Annotated in this window: 17 protein-coding genes and 1 pseudogene; 14 read left to right on the top strand and 4 right to left on the bottom strand. The window is 73.8% G+C overall.

All coding sequences use genetic code 11. From position 1 onward, the window contains the following. Positions 1 to 42 precede the first annotated feature (42 nt). The 9 genes from ACZ5DC_RS34570 to ACZ5DC_RS34530 all read left to right on the top strand — a co-directional run bounded on the left by ACZ5DC_RS34570 (position 43) and on the right by ACZ5DC_RS34530 (position 11,378). Positions 43 to 1,002, top strand: a complete 960-nt coding sequence (locus ACZ5DC_RS34570; RefSeq protein WP_468659422.1) for an SMP-30/gluconolactonase/LRE family protein — start codon at positions 43 to 45, stop codon at positions 1,000 to 1,002. Positions 1,003 to 1,543: 541 nt separating this feature from the next. After that, positions 1,544 to 2,380 carry an undecaprenyl-diphosphate phosphatase gene (locus ACZ5DC_RS34565; protein ID WP_468659420.1) on the top strand — a complete coding sequence of 279 codons (837 nt, stop codon included), beginning with the start codon at positions 1,544 to 1,546 and terminating at the stop codon, positions 2,378 to 2,380. A gap of 131 nt (positions 2,381 to 2,511) precedes the next feature. Further along, on the top strand, positions 2,512 to 3,243 hold the full coding sequence (locus ACZ5DC_RS34560; RefSeq protein WP_468659418.1) for a FadR/GntR family transcriptional regulator: 732 nt from the start codon (positions 2,512 to 2,514) through the stop codon (positions 3,241 to 3,243). Beyond that, positions 3,240 to 4,679 (top strand): amino acid permease, encoded by a 1,440-nt coding sequence (locus ACZ5DC_RS34555; protein ID WP_366752884.1) that lies wholly within the window; start codon positions 3,240 to 3,242, stop codon positions 4,677 to 4,679. Before ACZ5DC_RS34560 ends, ACZ5DC_RS34555 begins: the two co-directional genes overlap by 4 nt. A gap of 41 nt (positions 4,680 to 4,720) precedes the next feature. Continuing rightward, a complete protein-coding gene (locus ACZ5DC_RS34550; RefSeq protein ID WP_468659416.1) occupies positions 4,721 to 5,737 on the top strand; it encodes an asparaginase in 1,017 nt (338 codons plus the stop codon). A 115-nt stretch (positions 5,738 to 5,852) separates the two neighbouring features. Continuing rightward, positions 5,853 to 7,265: an aspartate ammonia-lyase gene (aspA, locus tag ACZ5DC_RS34545; protein ID WP_468659414.1), complete on the top strand. Its 1,413-nt coding sequence runs from the start codon at positions 5,853 to 5,855 to the stop codon at positions 7,263 to 7,265. Positions 7,266 to 7,416: 151 nt separating this feature from the next. Continuing rightward, positions 7,417 to 8,346 carry a glutaminase gene (locus tag ACZ5DC_RS34540; protein ID WP_468659412.1) on the top strand — a complete coding sequence of 310 codons (930 nt, stop codon included), beginning with the start codon at positions 7,417 to 7,419 and terminating at the stop codon, positions 8,344 to 8,346. A 210-nt stretch (positions 8,347 to 8,556) separates the two neighbouring features. Then, positions 8,557 to 9,969 carry a polyprenol phosphomannose-dependent alpha 1,6 mannosyltransferase MptB gene (gene mptB, locus ACZ5DC_RS34535; protein ID WP_468659530.1) on the top strand — a complete coding sequence of 471 codons (1,413 nt, stop codon included), beginning with the start codon at positions 8,557 to 8,559 and terminating at the stop codon, positions 9,967 to 9,969. Continuing rightward, on the top strand, positions 9,966 to 11,378 hold the full coding sequence (locus ACZ5DC_RS34530) for a glycosyltransferase family 87 protein (RefSeq protein ID WP_468659410.1): 1,413 nt from the start codon (positions 9,966 to 9,968) through the stop codon (positions 11,376 to 11,378). The genes mptB and ACZ5DC_RS34530 overlap by 4 nt, the downstream gene beginning before the upstream one ends. Positions 11,379 to 11,389: 11 nt before the next feature. Here the strand turns inward: ACZ5DC_RS34530 and ACZ5DC_RS34525 are convergent. Continuing rightward, positions 11,390 to 12,133: pseudogene (locus ACZ5DC_RS34525) on the bottom strand (D-alanyl-D-alanine carboxypeptidase family protein); the annotation flags it as partial. Between the two features lie 251 nt (positions 12,134 to 12,384). Then, positions 12,385 to 13,530 (bottom strand): transcription termination factor Rho, encoded by a 1,146-nt coding sequence (gene rho, locus ACZ5DC_RS34520; RefSeq protein WP_468659408.1) that lies wholly within the window; start codon positions 13,528 to 13,530, stop codon positions 12,385 to 12,387. 378 nt (positions 13,531 to 13,908) lie between these two features. On the opposite strand from rho, the gene ACZ5DC_RS34515 reads away from it, so the two are divergent. Then, positions 13,909 to 15,159, top strand: a complete 1,251-nt coding sequence (locus tag ACZ5DC_RS34515; protein WP_468659528.1) for a cytochrome P450 family protein — start codon at positions 13,909 to 13,911, stop codon at positions 15,157 to 15,159. A 117-nt stretch (positions 15,160 to 15,276) separates the two neighbouring features. Continuing rightward, the gene (locus ACZ5DC_RS34510; protein ID WP_468659406.1) at positions 15,277 to 16,149 is read left to right on the top strand and encodes a hypothetical protein; all 873 of its coding nucleotides are present in this window, start codon (positions 15,277 to 15,279) and stop codon (positions 16,147 to 16,149) included. 30 nt (positions 16,150 to 16,179) lie between these two features. On the opposite strand, the gene ACZ5DC_RS34505 is transcribed toward ACZ5DC_RS34510, so the two are convergent. Then, a complete protein-coding gene (locus ACZ5DC_RS34505; RefSeq protein ID WP_468659404.1) occupies positions 16,180 to 16,578 on the bottom strand; it encodes a nuclear transport factor 2 family protein in 399 nt (132 codons plus the stop codon). Between the two features lie 76 nt (positions 16,579 to 16,654). Here ACZ5DC_RS34505 and ACZ5DC_RS34500 point away from each other — a divergent pair, with 76 nt between their 5' ends. From ACZ5DC_RS34500 to ACZ5DC_RS34490, 3 genes are all read left to right on the top strand, one after another. Continuing rightward, the gene (locus ACZ5DC_RS34500; RefSeq protein WP_468659402.1) at positions 16,655 to 17,269 is read left to right on the top strand and encodes a PadR family transcriptional regulator; all 615 of its coding nucleotides are present in this window, start codon (positions 16,655 to 16,657) and stop codon (positions 17,267 to 17,269) included. A gap of 27 nt (positions 17,270 to 17,296) precedes the next feature. After that, positions 17,297 to 17,755: a hypothetical protein gene (locus tag ACZ5DC_RS34495; protein WP_468659400.1), complete on the top strand. Its 459-nt coding sequence runs from the start codon at positions 17,297 to 17,299 to the stop codon at positions 17,753 to 17,755. 92 nt (positions 17,756 to 17,847) lie between these two features. Further along, complete coding sequence (locus tag ACZ5DC_RS34490; RefSeq protein WP_468659398.1) at positions 17,848 to 18,621, top strand: class I SAM-dependent methyltransferase; 774 nt, start codon at positions 17,848 to 17,850, stop codon at positions 18,619 to 18,621. Here ACZ5DC_RS34490 and ACZ5DC_RS34485 read toward each other — a convergent pair. Further along, on the bottom strand, positions 18,591 to 19,334 hold the full coding sequence (locus ACZ5DC_RS34485; protein WP_468659396.1) for a GntR family transcriptional regulator: 744 nt from the start codon (positions 19,332 to 19,334) through the stop codon (positions 18,591 to 18,593). The two genes, ACZ5DC_RS34490 and ACZ5DC_RS34485, sit on opposite strands and share 31 nt — an antisense overlap. Between the last annotated feature and the right edge of the window lie 71 nt (positions 19,335 to 19,405).

Below are 19,405 nucleotides of genomic sequence, written 5' to 3'. Positions count from 1 at the left end.
CGGGGCGGCTGCCGGCAGGGGCACGGACGGAAGGGACCGCACATGGACCGATCGACGGCACTCGTACCGCTCCACTACCTCTCCCTGCGCGCACGCGGTCCCGAGGACGTCGTCGCCGATCCGCACGGGCGGGTGCTGACCGGGGTCGAGGACGGGCGCATCCTGCGCGTCCATCGCCCCGGCGACCCGCTGGAGGCCCGCACCGAGGTGCTGGCCGAGACCGGCGGACGTCCCCTCGGGCTCGAACTCCTCCCGGACGGCGACCTCGTGGTGTGCGACGCCGAACGCGGCCTGCTGCGCGTCGGCCCGCACGACGGCACCGTCCGCGTCCTCGCGGACGCGGTGGCGGGGGAGCGCCTGAGGTTCTGCAGCAACGCCGTCGCCGCATCCGACGGCACCGTGTACTTCACCGTCTCCAGCCGCCGCCACCCGCTGGGCCGGTGGATCGGCGACATCGTCGAACACACCGGCACCGGCCGTCTGCTCCGGCTCGCCCCCGGCGACCGGGAACCCGAAGTCCTGCTGGACGGACTCCAGTTCGCCAACGGGCTCGCCCTCAGCGCGGACGGCTCCTTCCTGGTGATCGCCGAGACCGGCTCCTGCCGGCTCACCCGCTGCCGGCTCACCGGCCCCCGCGCCGGACACGCCGAACCCTTCGCCGAGCTTCCCGGGATGCCGGACAACCTCTGGCGCGAGGGACCCGACGGTCCGCTCTGGATCGCCCTGGCCAGCCCCCGTGTCCCCCCGCTGGACCTGTTGCACCGCACCCCGCCGGCCGTGCGCCGCGCCGCCGCACGGGCCGCCGTCCACGCGCCGTACCGCCCGAGCGGGACCGTCGGCGTCGTCGCCGTCGACGACCGGGGCCGGACCGTGCACCGCCTGACCCGCCGGCGTTCCGGATTCCGCATGGTCACCAGCGTGTGCGCCGTCGGCGACCACCTGGTGCTCGGCAGCCTGTGGGAGTCCGGCATGGCGGTCTGCGCCCGGCCCGCCGCGCGCTGAGGCGCCGGTAGCCTGGTCCCGGCCGGGATCGACCGTCGAGGCGGGGGCCGGACAGGAGACGTAGCGGCACGGCCCTGCCGGAGACCGAGATCCACGGCGTCCGGTCCAGGCGGCGGCGGTCCCCGTCGCGTGGCGGGAGCCCGTCGTGGCGGTCGGCGCGCGGCCCGCTCCGCACCCGCGCCCGCCCGCCCCGGGCGTCGCGCCGGACAACACGCCGGACAAAACGGACAGCAGAGGTAAGAAGTCGTTGTGAACCGGCTGCTCGTCCTCACCGGGGCCCTCGTCGGCGCACCCCCGCGCCCTCTCTCCGGCCACGCCGTGCGGGCCCGTCACGACCCGGTCTTCCGGCGGGGCGCCCTCGTCGCCCGGCCTCCCCCCGCGAGACGCCGCGGCTGACCGGGGCCGGTCCGGGCCTCTACGCTGCCCTGGACGTCGCGGCGAGCGTGCCGGCGGGTCCGGAGCCCGGGCGCTTGCCGTACGGCCGGGCACAGCAAGTACTGTCTACAGCAATGTCGACCAACTCTCCTCAGAACTGGATCCCATGAGCGCCATCTCCGTCGGTCAGGCCGTCGTCCTCGGAGTAGTCGAGGGGGTGACCGAGTTCCTTCCCGTGTCCTCCACCGGCCACCTGAAGATCACCGAGGGGCTCATGAACATCCCCGTCGACGACAAGTCCGTCGTCGGTTTCTCCGCCGTCATCCAGGTCGGCGCCATCGCCGCCGTGCTCGTGTACTTCTTCAAGGACATCAAGCGGATCGTCACCGCCTGGTTCCGCGGTCTGGCCAACCGCGAGGAGCGCTACCACCACGACTACAAGTTCGCCTGGTGGGTCATCGCCGCGACCGTCCCGATCGTGGTGGTGGGCCTGGCCGCGAAGCCGCTGATCGACGGCCCGCTCGCCTCGCTGTGGGTGGTCGCCGGGTCGCTGATCGTGGGCTCGGGCGTGATGTGGGCCGCCGACCAGATGGGCCGGCACAAGCGCGGTGAGGACGACACGTCCTTCAAGGACGCGATGTGGGTCGGCTGCTCGCAGATCCTGGCCCTGCTCTTCCCCGGCTTCTCCCGCTCCGGCGCCACCATGTCCACCGCGCTCATCCTGGACCTGGACCGCGTCGCCGCCACCCGGCTCTCCTTCTTCCTCGGCATCCCGGCCCTGACCGGCGCGGGCCTGTACGAGCTGAAGGACGCCCTCGGCGCGGGGGTCGGCGCCGCTCCGCTGGCCGTCGGCACGGTCGTCTCGTTCGTGGTCGCCTACGCCTCCATCGCCTGGCTGCTCAAGTTCGTCGCCAAGCACTCCTTCAACGCCTTCGTGATCTACCGGATCGTCGTCGGCGTCGGTCTCCTCGGCCTGCTGGCCACCGGCGCGCTCAGCAGCTGAGCCGGGCGGCCGGAAGAACACCGCTGATCACCCACGGGGTGCGGATGCCTGCATTCAGGCGCCGCACCCCGTGAATGTCTCCTTACGTGACCTCTTGACAGCTCGCGCGCGCAACCCGCAGGATCGCTCCCGTGAACCTGTCAGACAGCCAGACAGGTGGTCCGGCCCCGCGGCGCGTCAGCGCCATGGAAGCGGTGCTCGCCCACCTCCGCGACGCCATCGAGCGCGGCCGGTACGCCATCGGCGACAAGCTCCCCTCGGAGGCCGAGCTGTGCCGCACGCTGGAGGTGTCCCGGCCCGTGCTGCGCGAGGCGCTGCGCGCGCTGCAGACCATGGGCCTCACCGTGTCCCGGACCGGCAAGGGCACCTTCGTCGTCGCGAACACGGTGGAGGACCCCACCTTCGGCGACTACGCCGCCAGCGACCTGCTCGAGGTGCGCCGCCACATCGAGATCCCGGTCGCCGGGTACGCGGCCCTGCGCCGCACCCCGGAGGACCTGGACCACCTGGCCCACCTGCTCGACCGCATGGAGCGGGAGACGGACACCACCGCCTGGGTCGCGATGGACACCCTCTTCCACCTCGCCGTGGCCGAGGCCGCCCAGAACCCGGTCTTCCGCCGGGTCATCGAGGAGATCCGCGACGCACTGGCGCGCCAGTCGGCCTTCCTCAACGAACTGGGCGGGCGCCGCGAGCAGTCCAACCGCGAGCACCGGGCGATCGTCGAGGCGCTGACCGACGGTTCCGAGCACGACGCCGTGGAGGCCATGAGCCACCACCTGGACCGCGTCGAGACGACCCTCACCGACATCGTGCGTCCCCAGCGGACGGACCCCCCTACGGAAGGCGGACCCGAGGCGTGAGCGAGCAGCACCTCGAAGACGAGACGCGCCCCTCGTCCGGCCATGTCGACGCCGGAGACGCCGGCTACAGCAAAGGTCTGAAGCACCGGCACGTCAACATGATCGCCATCGGCGGCGCCATAGGCACCGGCCTCTTCCTCGGCGCGGGCGGCCGGCTCGCCGACGCCGGGCCCTCCCTCTTCATCGCGTACGCCGTCTGCGGCGTCTTCGCCTTCCTGGTCGTGCGGGCCCTGGGCGAACTCGTCCTGTACCGCCCCTCCTCCGGTGCCTTCGTGTCGTACGCCCGGGAGTTCATGGGCGAGAAGGGCGCGTACACCGCGGGCTGGATGTACTTCCTCAACTGGGCGACCACCGGTATCGCCGACATCACGGCGGTCGCGACCTACACCCACTACTGGGGCATGTTCTCGGACATCCCGCAATGGTTGATCGCATTGATCGCCCTCGCGGTCGTGTTGACCGTCAATCTGATCTCGGTCAAGATCTTCGGCGAGCTGGAGTTCTGGTTCGCCATCGTCAAGGTCGGCGCGCTCGTCGTGTTCATGTGCATCGGCATCTTCCTGCTGGTCACCCAGCACCCGGTCGACGGCCGGCACCCCGGCCCGTCCCTGATCACCGACAACGGCGGCGTCTTCCCCAACGGCCTGCTGCCCATGCTGCTGATCATCCAGGGCGTCGTCTTCGCCTACGCCTCCGTCGAGCTGGTCGGCGTCGCCGCCGGGGAGACCGAGAACCCCGAGAAGATCATGCCCAAGGCGATCAACTCGATCATGTGGCGCGTGGGCCTGTTCTACGTCGGCTCGGTCGTCCTGCTCTCGATGCTGCTCCCCTGGAACAAGTACTCCGCCGGGCAGAGCCCCTTCGTCACGGTCCTGTCCCACATCGGCGTCCCGGCGGCCGGCGGTGTGATGAACCTGGTCGTCCTGACCGCAGCCATGTCGTCGCTGAACTCCGGCCTGTACTCCACCGGCCGCATCCTGCGCTCCATGGCGATGAGCGGCTCGGCCCCGCGGTTCACCGGCCGGATGAGCCGCAGCCAGGTGCCGTACGGCGGGATTCTGCTCACCAGCGGCATCTGTGTCCTCGGTGTGGGCCTGAACTACGTCGTGCCCTCCGACGCGTTCGAGATCGTCCTCAACTTCGCGGCGATCGGCATCCTCGCCACCTGGGGCATGATCATGCTCTGTCACCTGCTGTTCTGGCGGAAGTCCCGCGACGGCGAGCTGACCCGGCCGTCGTACCGTCTGCCGGGCTCCCCCTGGACCGAACTCGTGACGCTGGCGTTCCTCGCCGCCGTCCTGGTCCTCATGTACGCCGACGGCGGCGCCGGACGCACCACCGTGCTCTGTCTGCCGCTGATCGTCGCCGCACTGGTCGCGGGCTGGTACGCCGTCCGCGCCCGCATGACCCGCACATCCACCGGCGCCGACGCGTGACCCGCGTACCGGCCGGCCCCGACCCCGAGACCCAGGCAGTGATGCACAACAGTTCCCCCACCGACGCCCCCGCCGTCCGCGAACCCCTCCACACCCCCGTCGCCCACCTCGTCCGCGGCGGGGTCGTCGAAGGCGTCCACTACGGCTCCGTCGTCGTCCTCGGCGCCGACGGCCAGGTGCGCCTCCAGCTCGGTGACACCGAGGCGGCCTTCTACCCGCGCTCCGCCCTCAAGCCCGTCCAGGCCGTGGCCATGGTGCGCGCCGGGCTGCCGCTCGACGGCGAACTGCTGTCGCTGGCCGCCGCGAGCCACTCCGGCGAGGAACGCCACCTCGCCGGCACCCGGCGCATCCTGGAACTCGCCGGACTCGGCGAGGAGGACCTGCGCAACGTGCCCGACATGCCGTTCGACCCGGTCGTCCGGGACGCCTGGGTCCGCGAGGGCCGGCTGCCCTCCCGGCTCGCCCAGAACTGCTCCGGCAAGCACGCCGCCATGCTGTGGACCGCCAAGCTCAACGGCTGGTCCCTGGACGACTACCTCGCCCCGGAGCACCCGCTCCAGCAGGCCGTCGCCGCGACCGTCGAGGAGCTGACCGGCCAGCGCGTCGCCCGCGTCACCGTCGACGGCTGCGGCGCGCCACTGTTCGCCATCTCCCTGCACGGACTCGCCCGCGCCCTCGCCCGGATCACCTCCGCCGCGCCCGGCACGCCCGAGGCCCGGGTCGCCGACGCGATGCGCGAACACGCCGAGATGGCCTCCGGCTCGGGGCGTGACGTGGCCGCGCTGATGCGGGCCGTGCCGGGGCTGCTGGCCAAGGACGGCTTCGAGGGCGTGCAGGCCGCCGCGCTGCCGGACGGCCGGGCCATCGCGGTGAAGATCGCCGACGGTGCGAACCGGGCCCGCATCCCGGTCGCCGCGGCGGCGCTCGCCCGCGCGGGCGTCGACCCCGCCCTGCTCACCGAGTTCGCCGGGGAGCCGCTGCTCGGAGGCGGGGAGCCGGTGGGATGTGTGCGGGCCGTGCCCGCGCTGGACCCGGCTCCGCTCACCGCCTGCGCGTAGCTCCGCTGATCGGCCGTCGTGGATCCGCGGGTCCGCTGTGGTCGGTCGCACACTTCCCCGCACCCCTCCCGGGGACGCTCCCACCCCCGTACCTCAGGAAGAGGACCGTACCCTCATGACCGCCGCCACCCGCAGCGAACACGATCTGCTCGGGGACCGCGATGTGCCCGCCGACGCCTACTGGGGTGTCCACACCCTGCGCGCGACGGAGAACTTCCCCATCACCGGCACGCCGATCTCCGCCTACCCGCACCTGATCGACGCCCTGGCCGCGGTGAAGGAGGCCGCCGCCCTCGCCAACGAGGAACTCGGGCTGCTGGCGCCCCGGAAGGCGGCCGCGATCGTCGCCGCCTGCCGGGAGATCCGGGCCGGCGAGCTGCACGACCAGTTCGTCGTGGACGTCATCCAGGGCGGAGCCGGCACGTCCACGAACATGAACGCCAACGAGGTCGTGGCGAACCGCGCGCTGGAACTGCTCGGCCACGCCAAGGGCGAGTACACGCATCTGCACCCCAACGAGGACGTCAACCTCGGCCAGTCCACCAATGACGTCTACCCGACGGCCGTCAAGGTGGCGACGATCTTCGCGGTACGCGGACTGCTCAAGGCGATGTCCGTACTCCAGGACGCGTTCGCCCGCAAGGCCGTCGAGTTCCGTGACGTGCTCAAGATGGGCCGTACCCAGTTGCAGGACGCGGTACCGATGACGCTCGGTCAGGAGTTCTCCGCGTTCGCCGTCATGATCGAGGAGGACCGCAGCCGTCTCGCCGAGGCCGTCGAGCTGATCCATGAGATCAACCTCGGCGCCACGGCCATCGGCACCGGCCTCAACGCTCCCGCCGGCTACGCCGAGGCGGCCCGCCGGCACCTGTCCGCCATCACCGGCCTGCCCCTGGTGACGGCGGCCAACCTGGTGGAGGCCACGCAGGACTGCGGTGCCTTCGTGCAGATGTCCGGCGTCCTCAAGCGCATCGCGGTCAAGCTCTCCAAGAGCTGCAACGACCTGCGGCTGCTGTCCTCCGGTCCGCGCGCGGGTCTCGGTGAGATCAACCTGCCGCCGGTACAGGCCGGTTCGTCGATCATGCCGGGCAAGGTCAACCCGGTCATCCCCGAGGTGGTCAACCAGGTCGCCTTCGAGGTGATCGGCAACGACGTCGCCATCACCATGGCCGCGGAGGCGGGACAGCTCCAGCTCAACGCGTTCGAGCCGATCATCCTGCACTCCCTGTCGGAGTCCGTCACGCATCTGCGGACGGCCTGCCTGACCCTGGCCGAGCGCTGTGTGTCCGGCATCACCGCCAACACCGAGCGGCTGCGCGCCACCGTGGAGAACTCCATCGGCCTGGTCACCGCGCTCAACCCGCACATCGGCTACACCGCCGCCACCGACATCGCCAAGGAGGCCCTCGCGACGGGCCGTGGCGTGGCCGAACTGGTCCTGGAGAAGGGCCTGCTGCCCGCCGAACAGCTCACGGGACTCCTCCGGCCGGAGGTGCTCGCGGGCAGCGGGACCACGCCGGCGCTCTGACCCGACGGCACCCGCGCGCCGACAGGCCCGGTCCCCCCCGGCCGGGCCCTGCCCGCGGGTGCCGTCGCACCCGGGAAACCCGGTCGGGGTCCGGCACCGCCGGGAAGCAGGGCGCCGGCGCCCCGGAGCGCCCCGGCGCGAGGGGTACGGCATGATGACGATCATGTCCTCGCAGTTCCAGCCGGTCCTCGATCGCATCATGGCGGAGATCGATCGCACTCCCGGACGCGGCCGGTCCGCCGACTACATCCCGGCCCTGGCCGCCCGCGACCCGCGCCGGTTCGGCATGGCCGTCGCCGAACTGGACGGCACGGTGTACGGGGTGGGGGAGTGGCGGCAGCCGTTCTCCACGCAGTCGATCACCAAGGTCTTCACGCTCGCCCTGGACCTGGCCCGCGAGGGCGACGAACTCTGGGAGCACGTGGGCCGCGAGCCCTCCGGCAACCCGTTCAACTCCCTGGTCCAGCTGGAGTACGAGAACGGCATCCCGCGCAACCCCTTCATCAACGCGGGCGCGCTCGTCGTCACCGACCGCCTGCACACCCGCACCGGGGACGCGGCCGGCGAGCTGCTGTCCTTCCTGCGCGCCGAGAGCGGCAACCCCGGTCTCGGCTTCGACGAGGAGGTCGCCGCCTCCGAGACCGCCCACGGTGACCGCAACGCCGCCCTCGCCCACTTCATGGCGTCCTACGGCAACGTCGACAACGAGGTGCCGGTCCTGCTCGACCAGTACTTCCGGCAGTGCTCCATCGCCGCCTCCTGCGCCGACCTGGCCCTCGCCACCGGCTTCCTCGCCCGGCACGGCATCCGTGCCGACGGCAGCCGGCTGCTCAGCCGCAGCCAGGCCAAGCAGGTCAACGCGGTCATGCTGACCTGCGGCACGTACGACGCGGCCGGCGACTTCGCCTACCGCGTCGGCCTGCCCGGCAAGAGCGGGGTCGGCGGCGGCATCATCGCCGTCGTACCGGGCCGGTGCACGCTCTGCGTGTGGAGCCCGGGCCTGGACGAACGCGGCAACTCGGTGGCCGGTGTGGCCGCCCTGGACCGTTTCACGACCCTGACCGGGCTGTCGGTGTTCTGAGGCGCGTCACCCCCGGCACGCGGCAGGGCAGCCGGCCCGCGAGAGGCACCCGGTTCGGGCGAGGCCTCGGCCCGGCCGGCGGGCCCGACCGACCGGCACCGCGGACCCGGCCGCACCGCACCACGCTCCGGTCACACCCCGGCCCCCGCCCGGCAGGGCCGCCGTCGCCCTCCGGCCACCCGGCGCCGCCACGCTGACCCGGTGTTGGCCTTGGCGTTCCCCGTCGATCTCCGCCGCTGCCAGGTGACGGGCCTGGCCGGCACCGCCTGTCTCGCGCTCGGCGGTGAGACGGCCGGCGCCCTCCCCGTCCGGGACCTCCTGGCGCCCGCCTCGGCCGAGGCGGCGCTCGGCCTGGTCGGGGTGTACTTCGGAGTCGTGCTGCTGATCGCCGCCTGGGTGCTCCTCGGCCGGCTGGTCCGCGGCCCCGAACCGCCCACCCCGCGCGCCCTGCTGCTCGTCCTGGCCGTGTGGGCGGCCCCGCTGCTGCCGGCCCCGCCGCTGTTCAGCCGGGACGTGTACAGCTATCTCGCGCAGGGCGCCATGGTCGACGCTCACCTGGACGTCTACGCCCACGGCCCGGCGTGGCTCGGCGGCCCGCTCGCCGGCGAGGTCGCCCCGATGTGGCGGCACACCGGCGCCCCCTACGGACCCGCCTTCCTGGCGCTCGCCTCGGCGCTGTCCGGACTGACCGGCGGCGCGGTGCCCGCCGGTCTGCTCGGCATGCGCCTGCTGGCCCTGCTCGGCGTGGCCCTCATGGCGGTGGCGCTGCCCCGGCTCGCCCGGCACAGCGGAGCCGACCCGGCCGCCGCCCTGTGGCTCGGCGCCCTGAACCCGCTGGTGCTGCTGCACCTGGTCGCGGGCGCCCACAACGACGCCCTGATGCTCGGCCTGCTCGGGCTCGGCCTGGTCGCCGCGCGGGGCCGCGGCCCCGTCGCCGGCGCCGTCCTCGTCACCCTCGCCGCCCTGGTCAAGGCACCGGCGCTGCTCGGCCTGCCGGCCGTCGTGGCCCTGCGGGTCCGTTCCGGCGGCCGTCCGCTGCCGGCCGTGCTGACCACGGCGGCGGCCTCCGCCGCGACGACGGTCGCCGCCACGGCCGTCGCCGGCACCGGCTACGGCTGGATCGGCGCCCTGGACACCCCGGTCTCCCCGCACAACTGGGCGCTGACCAGCCTGCTCGGCCGCGCCACCGGCGCCCTGCTCGAACACCTCGGCAGCTCTCTGGCCCCGCTGGCCGTCCCCGCCTGGCACCTGCTGGGCCTCGCGGCCACCGCCGTCGCCGTCCTGCTGATCTGGCTGCGGCTGAGGCCCCGCCCGGTGTACGCGCTGGGCCTGAGCCTGCTCGCGGTCGCCGTCCTCGGCCCGGCGATCCGCCCCTGGTACGCGCTATGGGGCCTGTTCCTCATCGCCGCCGCCGCGCCCAGCGCTCCGGTACGGCACCGGGTGGCCGCCTTGGCGGGGGTGCTCTCCCTCGCCGTCCTGCCCGGCGGCGGCCCCGCCGACCCCGGACAGCTGGTGCTCGCGGTCTCCGGCGGGGCACTCGGGCTCGTCGTCCTGTGGCAGGCCCACCAGGCCGACCAGGCCCACCGGGCGGCCCGGGGTCCGGTGCCGGGACGCGTGGCATGACGGGCCGGTGGAGAGCGCCAGGGCTGCCGGGGCCGCGCACGGAGCGGGGCCGGCTGGTGCTCGTCCTGCTCCTCGTGGCGGCCGTGACCGTGTTCACGGCCACCGTGCCGCTGCTGCGCGGCTTCTTCGACCTCCGGGTGTACTACGGGACCGTGCACACCTGGGTGCACCACGGCGGCCGGATCTACGACTACCGGGTGCCGGGCACCGCGTACGGCTTCACGTACCCGCCGTTCGCCGCCGTCGCCATGCTGCCGCTGGCACTGCTCGGCAGGACCGCGGCGATCACCGCGTCCCTGCTGGTGAACCTGGCCGCGCTGGTGGTGGTCCTGCGCGTCCTGGCCGGGCCGCACGGGCGCGGCCACGGCTGGTACCGGTGGGCGCTGTGCCTGTGCCTGCTCGCGCTGTTCGAGCCGCTGCGGGACACCGTCAGCTTCGGCCAGGTGAACCTGGTGCTGCTCGCCCTGGTCCTCGGCGACTCCTGGCTGCTGGCGAGCGGCCGGGGCCGCTGGGCGGGCGCGGGGACCGGGCTCGCCGCCGCCGTGAAACTCACCCCCGCCCTCTTCATCGGCCTGCTGCTGCTCGCCGGGCGCCGGCGGGCGGCCGGCACCGCGACGGCCGTGGCCGTGGTCGCGACCGCGCTGGCCTTCTGGGCGGATCCGGCGGCCTCCCGCTTCTACTGGACCGAGGCGCTCTGGGACACCCGCCGCGTGGGCCGGCTCGACTACGTGTCGAACCAGTCGCTGCAAGGGGTGCTGGCCCGCCTCGGCGAGACCGGCCGTCCGCTGTGGGCGGCCGTGGTGCTGCTGACCCTCTGCGTCTGGGCGTGGCGCGGCCGGCGGGCGGTCGCGGCCGGGGACTGGCCGGCGGCGTTCGCGCTCACCGGTGCGGCGGCCTGCCTGGTCAGCCCGGTCACCTGGGTGCACCACCTGGTGTGGCTGCTGCCCTCCTTCGCGGTGCTGGTCCGCGCCGGGCGCCCGCGGGCCGCGGCCGTCCTGTACGCGGTGCTGTGCACCAGCGTGGTGTGGCTGTGGTTCGACGACGCCTCCGGCCTGGACGGGTTCCTGGGCGGCAACCTCTACACGTGGATCTCGCTGGGCCTGCTGCTCGGCCTGCCGGTGGGTCAGTCGCGGCCCCGGCTCATTCTGGCCCGCAGCACCAGTGCCACGGCCCCCGCGCCCAGTCCGGACAGCCCCGCGACGACGGCGGTGCCGGACCAGTCCGAGTCGTCGTCCGGTGCCACGGCCGCCGCCACCGGCGCCGCGGACGCCGCGGACGCCGAGGGACGGGGGGCAGCGGGCCGCAGCCCGTCCAGCGAGCCGACCGGGTCGACCCGCCCCGCCGCCGCGAAGCCCCAGTCCAGCAGGGAGCGGGCCTCCTCGTACACGGTGAACCCGCCGCCGGCCTGAGGGTTGAGCACGGTCACCACGAGGGTGCGCCCGCCCCGGTGCGCCGCGGCCACCAGGGTGTTGCCCGCGTTGCTGGTGTAGCCGTTCTTGATCCCGATGAGTCCGGGGTACGGCGCCACGCCGTCCTCGCCGGTCAGCAGCCGGTTGGTGTTCTCGATGGGGTACGGGGACCCGTCACCGGGGAAGGGGGCCTCGGCGGTGGCGCAGTACCGGGCGAAGTCGGGGTTTCGCAGGCCCGTCCGGCCGAACACCGCGAGGTCGTAGGCGGAGGACACCTGGCCGGGGGCGTCGTAGCCGTCCGGGGAGACCACATGGGTGTCCAGGGCGCCGAGCGAGCGGGCCTTGTCCTGCATGCGGGCGGCCGTGGCCTCCCAGCCGCCGCCCATCCGCGCGAGTACGTGCACGGCGTCGTTCCCGGAGCTGAGGAAGACGCCGCGCCACAGGTCGGCCACCTGATAGGTGTGCCCTTCCTCGACGCCGACCAGGCTGCTGCCCTCGGCGACGTCGTCCAGTTCGCCGTACCGCACGGTGTGCTGCCGGCCGCTGGGCAGCACCGGCAGCATGGTGAGCGCGAAGAGGGTCTTCAGGGTGCTCGCGGGCGGGAGTTCGCGGTGGGCGTCGTACGCGGCCAGCACCTCGCCGCTGCCCGCGTCGGCGACGAGCCAGGACAGCGCCGAGACGTCCGGGAGCCCGGGTGTGTCCCGGTGCGGCCGGACCTGGATGCCGGAGTGGTAGAGCAGGGACGGCCCCGGCATCGCCGCCCCGGGGCGGGGCGGGGCGGGCTCCCCGGTGGGCTGCGCGGCCCGGGGCCCGGCGGCGGCAGCGGCCGGCGTGAGCGCCAGCAGGCCCGCCACACAGAGGGAGCAGGCCGACACCGCCGCGCGATAAGAGAATCCGGTGACCATATGATCAAAGTACGAAATTGGTGTGTATGCACCACGCGGCCGGGCCGTTCGGGTCACCGGGGCAACCCGGATGCCACACCCGGCGCCCCCGTGGCCGCGCGTCAGGCGGCCGGCAGGGTGGGCCTGACCTGCCGCAGGAACGCGGCGTTGCCGGGTGTGGCGCGCAGCCGCTCCAGCAGGGTCTCCAGCCCGTGGCGCCCGCCCTCCCGGGAGCCCAGGACACGGCGCAGACCGTGTACGGCCGACGACTCGGCGGGGCTGAGGAGGAGTTCCTCGCGGCGGGTGCCGCTGGCGTCGATGTCGACGGCGGGGAAGACGCGGCGGCCGGCGAGTTCCCGGTCCAGGCGCAGCTCCATGTTGCCCGTGCCCTTCAGCTCCTCGAAGAAGTAGCCGTCGGCGCGGGAGCCCGTGTCCACGAGGGCCGTGGCGAGGATGGTGAGCGAGCCGGCCTCCTCGGTCTGGCGGGCGGCGCCGAAGAACCGCTTGGGGCCGAGCAGCGCGCCGGCGTCGACACCGCCGCTCAGGGTACGGCCGCCGGCGGCGGAGGCGTTGTTGTGGGCCCGGCACAGCCGGGTCAGGGAGTCCAGCAGGACGACGACGTCCTCGCCGGCCTCCACCAGGCGCTTGGCCCGCTCCACGACCAGGTCGGCGAGGGCGATGTGCTCCTTGGCCGGCCGGTCGAAGGTGGAGGCGTACACCTCGCCGCGTACCGAGCGGCGCATCTCGGTGACCTCCTCGGGCCGCTCGTCCAGCAGGAGGACCATCAGCCGGCACTCGGGGTGGTTGCCGGCCACGGCGGCGGCGAACTGCTGGAGCAGCACCGTCTTGCCGGTCTTCGGCGGCGCCACGATGAGGCCCCGCTGGCCCTTGCCGACCGGCGCGAGCAGATCGGTGACGCGTCCGGCCAGGCCGGAGGCGGGGTGCTCCAGACGGATGCGCCGGTGCGGGTGGAGCGGGGTGAGGTCGCGGAAGTGCGGCCGGGGGCCCGGCTCGCCGGCGCGTCCGTTGACGCGCGCGACCTCGGTCAGGGCCCGCTGCGCGCCCCGGACGCCTTCGACCAGGTCGCCCTTGCGCAGCCCGTGGCGGCGGATCAGCGCCGGTGCGACCTGCGGATCGGCGGGGGAGGGCAGGAGGCTCGCGGCCCTCAGGTGTCCCTTTCCGTGCGCGTCGATGTCGAGGACACCGGTGACGAGCGGGGCGGCCGGCGCCCGTCGGGCCGCGGGCGGGTGTTCGAGTGTGGTGGTCATGGGAGGGGGTCCTTTCGCGGACGGATCAGAGAGGAAAAGGGGGTGTGGCCGCGAGCGGGAGGCGTGCGGGACTGCCTCCGGGCGGCGGGAACGGCACCTCGGGCACGGCGTGGAAGGCCCGTCACGAGGTGGTACCGGGAAAGCTGACGCGCCGGGAACCGGACATCCGGAAAACGGCGGACGGATCAGCGTGGAGAGGGGAGACTGGCACCGGCGGCCACGACGGCCGTGCACAGGTGCTGAGGGAACGGTACCACCCGGGGGAGTACCGCGTCCGTGAACGGCTCAACGAACCACCGGAGCGGGTTGTTCCCGGGGGCGCGCTCTCGGGAGACGTCGGGAGGAGTCGTCTTGTCAGGGGAACGTCAGCAGCATCGGGTGGACACCTCGGCCGCCCGCACCCCGCACCGCCTGGACCCCGCCGGCGGCTGCCCGCACGCCGTGAACGCGCGTCTGCTGTCCCGGGGTGCCGTGGTCCCGGTCGAGCTGCCCGGCGGGATCGAGGGCATGGCCGTACTCGGTCACGAGGCGCTGAAGGAGTTCCTGCAACACCCGCAGGTCGCCAAGGACGCACGCCACTTCACCGCCCTGCGCGAGGGGAGGGTCGGTGCGGGCTGGCCGTTGCTGACGTTCGCCACCGTGCCGGGCATGACCACCGCCGACGGAGACGACCACCGGCGGCTGCGGTCCCTGGCGGCCCGCGCCTTCACGCCCCGCCGGGTGGCGGAACTGCGGCCACGGGTGGCGGAGCTGACGGAGTCACTCCTGGACGGCCTGGCACGCGCCGCCGCCTCGGGCGACGGAGTCGCCGACCTGCGCCGGCACTTCGCCCTGCCCCTTCCGATGGGCGTGATCTGCGAACTCCTCGGCGTGGACGTGGAGTTCCAGGAGCGCCTGCACCGGCTCGGCAGCCTGGTCGTGGCCACCGACACCGCACCGGCCGAGGCCGTCGCCGCCAACCGCGAACTCGTCGCGGTCCTCGGTGAGATCGCCGCGGCGAAGGCCGCGCGGCCCGGCGACGACCTCACGAGCGCGCTCCTCGCCGCCCGCGACGAGGGCGGCGACCGGCTCGGCGAGCAGGAGCTGATCGGCACCCTGCTGCTGATGGTCATCGCCGGGCACGAGACCACGCTCAACCTGATCACCAACGCCGTGCGCGCCCTGTGCGCCCACCCCGAGCAGCTGGGCCTGGTGCGCGCGGGCCGGGCGAGCTGGGCGGACGTGGTGGAGGAGACGCTGCGCTGGGACGCACCGGTCAGCTACTTCCCGTTCCGCTACCCCGTACGGGACCTGACCGTCGCCGGCACGCTCGTCCCCGCCGGAACCCCCGTGCTGGCCGGTTACTCCGCCGCCGGCCGCGACCCGGCGGCGCACGGCCCGGACGCCGGCCGCTTCGACCTCACCCGCTCCGCCCGGCCCGGTGCCGTACGGCACCTGTCCCTCGGGCACGGCGCCCACTACTGCCTGGGCGCGCCACTCGCCCGGCTGGAGGCCACGGTCGCGCTGGAGCGGCTGTTCACCCGGTTCCCGTCGCTGCGACTCGCCGTACCCGAAGCCGGCCTGGTGCCGCACGCGGGCTTCGTCGGCAACAGCGTGCGCGCTCTGCCGGTGCGGCTCGCCGCGGGGTGACCCGCCCCTGAGCCGCGAACCGGCCGGAGCGGCAGGGTCCGGGAACAGACGTCCCCAGACCGTAACGATCCCGGACACCAGGGGACTTGACCGCCTACCGTCCACTATCTTCGCGACATGTCCACGCCACCGCAGCCCCCGCAGCCGGCCGGCCAGCCCGCGCCGCAGCCCCCGCAGCGGCCGGCCGTGCCTCCGCAGCCGACGGCCTACCCCTACCCGAACCCGCAGTCGCCCCCACCGGGGACGTTCCACGCGCAGCCCACCCTGGCCGACCAGCCCGCGCCGGGACAGCCGCAGCCGGGCAACCCGTACGCGCAGTCACCCCAGTACGGGCCCGTGCCGCCCGTCCCCCCGGCCGGCGGCGGGGCCGGCCGCGCGGTGCTGTGGGCCGCCGTCGGCGCGGTCGTCGCCTCCGCCGCGTGGGCGGCCGGCGTCCTCCTCGTCGGCGGGCGGAGCGACAGCGCGGACCTGCGCGGCTACTCGGCGCCCTCCGACATGTGCTCCGGCGCCGACTACTCGTCCTTCAAGGCCGAGTACACCGAGAACGACTCCTCGCCGACCCGCACCTCGCTCAAGGACGGGGCGCTGGACGAGAGTTACTGCAGCCTGGGCCTGAAGAAGTCCGGCTCGTCCTACGCGGACGCCTATCTGACCGTGCAGCTGGACCTGCACAAGAAGACCGACCCCGCGCCCGAGTTCACCGCCACCTGGAAGAACTACGGGGAGAGCCACACCGGGTACGACGTCGACCCGGTCGAGGGCATCGGCGACGAGGCCTACCTGGTCAGCCAGGACACCTCGAACGGCTCCTCCTCCAGCGGCTCCCGGTACGCCACGCTCGCCGTCCGCGACGGCTGGGTGACGTACACGATGAGCTACAGCGTCTACCTCACCTCGTACGACGAGGACAAGAACCCGCCCGCGCTGACCGACGTCACCGACTGGCTGAAGACCGACACCAAGGCCACGCTGCGGCAGCTGAGGGACTGATCACCGCCGTGCCGCGGTGCGCGCGGCGGTTCACGCCGACCGCGCCCCGGCGTCCTTCACGATCTGCTCGAACCGCGCGCCCATGGCCTCGCCGAGGGCCTGCGCGCCCGACAGCGGACGGACCATGACCGTGAGGTCGTCGATCAGGCCGTCCTCGTTCACGTGCAGGAAGTCGCAGCCGGTCAGCTCCCGGTCGCCGACCCGGGCCTGGAACACCAGCGCGTGGTCCGGGCCGTCCGGGCCGCCGATCTCCCGGACGTACCGGAAGTCCTCGAAGACCTGGAACACCGCGCGCAGCACCGCCGCGGTGATCGCCTTGCCCGGGTACGGCTTGAAGGCGACCGGGCTGGTGAACACGACGTCCTCGGCCAGCAGTGCCTCGACGGCGTCCAGGTTCCCGGCCTCCACCGCCTCGCGGAACGCGCGCATCGGCTCACCTCACTCACTAGTCAACTAATTGAATAAGTGCGAGTGAGACTAATCAACTGACTGCTAGCCTGTCCACATGTCGCTCAAGTACGCCGTCCTGGCCGCCCTGCTGGAGGGCGAGGCCTCGGGCTACGAGCTGTCGAAGGCCTTCGACGTCTCGTTCGCGAACTTCTGGCCCGCGACCCCCCAGCAGCTCTACCGTGAGCTGGAGCGCCTCGCCGGGGACGGCCTGCTCCAGGCCCGCACCGTGCAGCAGGAACGCCGCCCCAACAAGCGGATGTTCACGCTCACCGAGGCCGGCCGGGCCGAGCTGGACGGGTTCGCCGCCGAGCCGCCGAAGCGGCCCACCGCGATCCGGGACGAACTCCTCATCAAGATCCAGGCCATGGACGGGGGCGACCCGGAGGTCACCCGGGCGCTGATCGAGGAGCGCATGGGCTGGGCGCGCGGCAAGCTCGACCGCTACCGGAGGGTGCGTGAGCGCCTGCTCGCGGGGCGGGCGGAGGAGGATTTCCTCGACACCGCCGACCGGGTGGGGCCGTACCTCACGCTCCTGGCCGGGATCGCCTTCGAGGAGGAGAACGTGCGCTGGTGCGAGCGGGTCCTCGCGGTGCTCCGGCGGCGCGGTGACGCCGCGTCGGCCCGGCGGATCGCTCATCAGGGTGGTGATCCTCCGCGGAACGGGTCGTGACCCCGGGTGGTGCGGGACCGTGGGCGGGTGCCTCGCCGACTTCTTCCGCTGCTGGTGGCGGCGCTGTTGACCGTCGCCGGCTGCACCACCGTCGACCCCGCGCCCGACGCGGCCCGCCCCCGGCGCTCCCTCGCCCCGGACACGGTGGTGCGGCCCTCGGTGCCCCAGGAGCCGGTCCGAGTGCCGTCCGGGCACGCGGCGCTGGTCCGCACCGGCCACGGGCCCCGTTCGTCGGCCGGGCCGCGCCGCAACCCCGGGACCGGCCGCGTACCGGTGCCCGCGGCACCTCCCCGGGCGGTGGCACCGGCCGCCCCGCCGGTCCGGCGCCCCCGCCCCGAGCGCCGCAGACCGGTACACCACCCGGTGCGGCGCCCCCGCCCCGCCTTCCGGCCGCCCGCCGCCGTCCGGATGCGCGACCTGTGCCGCCAGGCGGACGGGGTGACCACACCGGAGATCGCGCGGCTGTGCCACGACGCCTTCGGCTGACCGACGGCGCCGGGCCGGCCGGGCCCGCGATGAAGCCCGTCGCCTTGTGCGCTTCCGCCCGCGCCGCGACACCCCCGTCATAGGCTGACGTCATGTTCGGTCCCGAAGGCCCCACGCTCCGCGAGCTGACCGTCCAGGCGCTGTCGTCCGTCGAGCACGGCTACGACCTGCTCGCGCCTAAGTTCGACCGCACCCCCTTCCGGACGCCCGACGCCGTACTGGACTCCGTGGCGCGGGCACTCGCCCCGCTCGGCCCCTTCACGGACGGACTCGACCTGTGCTGCGGCACCGGCGCCGGCACGCACCTGCTGACCGGACTGTGCCGCCGCAGCGTCACCGGGGTCGACTTCAGCGCCGGCATGCTCGACGTCGCCCGCCGGCGCGTGACGGCCGCCGACGGGCCGGGGGTCGCATGGGTGCGCGGCGACGCCCGGGCCCTGCCGTTCACGGCCGCCTTCGACCTCGTCGTCTCCTTCGGCGCGTTCGGCCACTTCCTGCCCCGTGAACTGCCGGGCCTGTTCACCCAGGTCCGCGGGGTGCTGCGGCCCGGTGGCCGCTTCGTCTTCCCGGTGTTCGCGCCGCCCGGCCCGGCGCACCCCGGCTTCTGGACGCTGCTCGGCTTCGACGCGGTGATGCGGGTGCGCAACGCGCTGTGGCGACCGCCGTTCGTCATGTACTACCGGACCTTCCGGCTGAGCGCCGTGCTGCGCGAGCTGGAGCGCGCGGGCCTGACGGTGGAGCTGGGCGTCCTGCCCGGGTTCGGCCGGCGAGCCGACGGCAGCCCGCGCGCCCGGCTGCTGGTGGCCCGCCGGGCCGACGCCACGCCCCTCGGCGGTCAGCCCGCGGCGGGCAGGGTGAACTCGTAGACCAGGGCGTCGCATGCGGCGTTCACCAACAGGTCGGTGATCTCCAGCGGGCGCGCGTACTGGTCGTGCACACGCCGGGTCACCCGCACCGAGGAGGCGGTGCCGATCTGGGTGATGGCGTCCCGGTGGTGCAGGGTCAGGCCCGCCGTGCGCATCCAGTCGTAGGCCCGCCGCAGCTGCGCCGGCGTGGTCCCGTCGGCCCGGTCCCGGTAGCGGGCCAGCTCCGCCACCTCGGCCAGCGCCACCGCGGAGAACGACGTCACCGCCGTGCGCAGCGACCGGCCGTCCGGCGTCACCGACCGGTAGCGGTGCACCAGCGTGGGCCGGTGCGGGGCCAGGCCCAGGGCCCGTGCGTGTTCCGGCGGCGGCTCCTCCCAGCTCACCGTGGCCCGGTCGACCGCGTACGGATCGACCGGCCGCGCGCCCACCGGGAAGGTGAGCGATCCCGCCGTCTCGACGGGCCGGCCGGGCAGCGTCGCGTGGCTGCCCCGCCGGTCGGTGGCGACCGCACCGCTGCGGCGCAGCACCTCCAGCGCCTGCCGGACGGTCTCCCGGCTGACTCCGTAGTGCGCGGCCAAGTGCCGTTCGCCCGGCAGCCGTTGACCCGGTGGAATGGTGCCGGCGCGCAGTTCGTCGAGCAGCAGCGCCGCGATCCGCCCGTACAGGGGCCGGTCGCCGCCGGTCGGGGGATCGTGCGGGGTGGTGCGGGCCATGCCGCGCCCTCCTGTCGGTGACAAAGGGTAGTCGTGCGGGTTCAGTGCGCAACCATGACTACCATTGGTCT

The sequence above is a fragment of the Streptomyces sp. NPDC031445 genome, assembly GCF_055581365.1.
The sequence above is the reverse complement of the archived record's forward strand: the minus strand, read 5'-3'. Positions and strand labels throughout refer to the sequence as shown.

Excerpts from the sequence above, each read along its gene's own strand:
- ACZ5DC_RS34570 (WP_468659422.1), top strand. The coding sequence starts at position 43 with ATGGACCGATCGACGGCACTCGTACCGCTCCACTACCTCTCCCTGCGC.
- ACZ5DC_RS34565 (WP_468659420.1), top strand. The coding sequence starts at position 1,544 with ATGAGCGCCATCTCCGTCGGTCAGGCCGTCGTCCTCGGAGTAGTCGAG.
- ACZ5DC_RS34550 (WP_468659416.1), top strand. The coding sequence starts at position 4,721 with ATGCACAACAGTTCCCCCACCGACGCCCCCGCCGTCCGCGAACCCCTC.
- aspA (WP_468659414.1), top strand. The coding sequence starts at position 5,853 with ATGACCGCCGCCACCCGCAGCGAACACGATCTGCTCGGGGACCGCGAT.
- ACZ5DC_RS34540 (WP_468659412.1), top strand. The coding sequence starts at position 7,417 with ATGATGACGATCATGTCCTCGCAGTTCCAGCCGGTCCTCGATCGCATC.
- ACZ5DC_RS34530 (WP_468659410.1), top strand. The coding sequence starts at position 9,966 with ATGACGGGCCGGTGGAGAGCGCCAGGGCTGCCGGGGCCGCGCACGGAG.
- rho (WP_468659408.1), bottom strand. The coding sequence starts at position 13,530 with ATGACCACCACACTCGAACACCCGCCCGCGGCCCGACGGGCGCCGGCC.
- ACZ5DC_RS34510 (WP_468659406.1), top strand. The coding sequence starts at position 15,277 with ATGTCCACGCCACCGCAGCCCCCGCAGCCGGCCGGCCAGCCCGCGCCG.
- ACZ5DC_RS34505 (WP_468659404.1), bottom strand. The coding sequence starts at position 16,578 with ATGCGCGCGTTCCGCGAGGCGGTGGAGGCCGGGAACCTGGACGCCGTC.
- ACZ5DC_RS34500 (WP_468659402.1), top strand. The coding sequence starts at position 16,655 with ATGTCGCTCAAGTACGCCGTCCTGGCCGCCCTGCTGGAGGGCGAGGCC.
- ACZ5DC_RS34490 (WP_468659398.1), top strand. The coding sequence starts at position 17,848 with ATGTTCGGTCCCGAAGGCCCCACGCTCCGCGAGCTGACCGTCCAGGCG.
- ACZ5DC_RS34485 (WP_468659396.1), bottom strand. The coding sequence starts at position 19,334 with ATGGCCCGCACCACCCCGCACGATCCCCCGACCGGCGGCGACCGGCCC.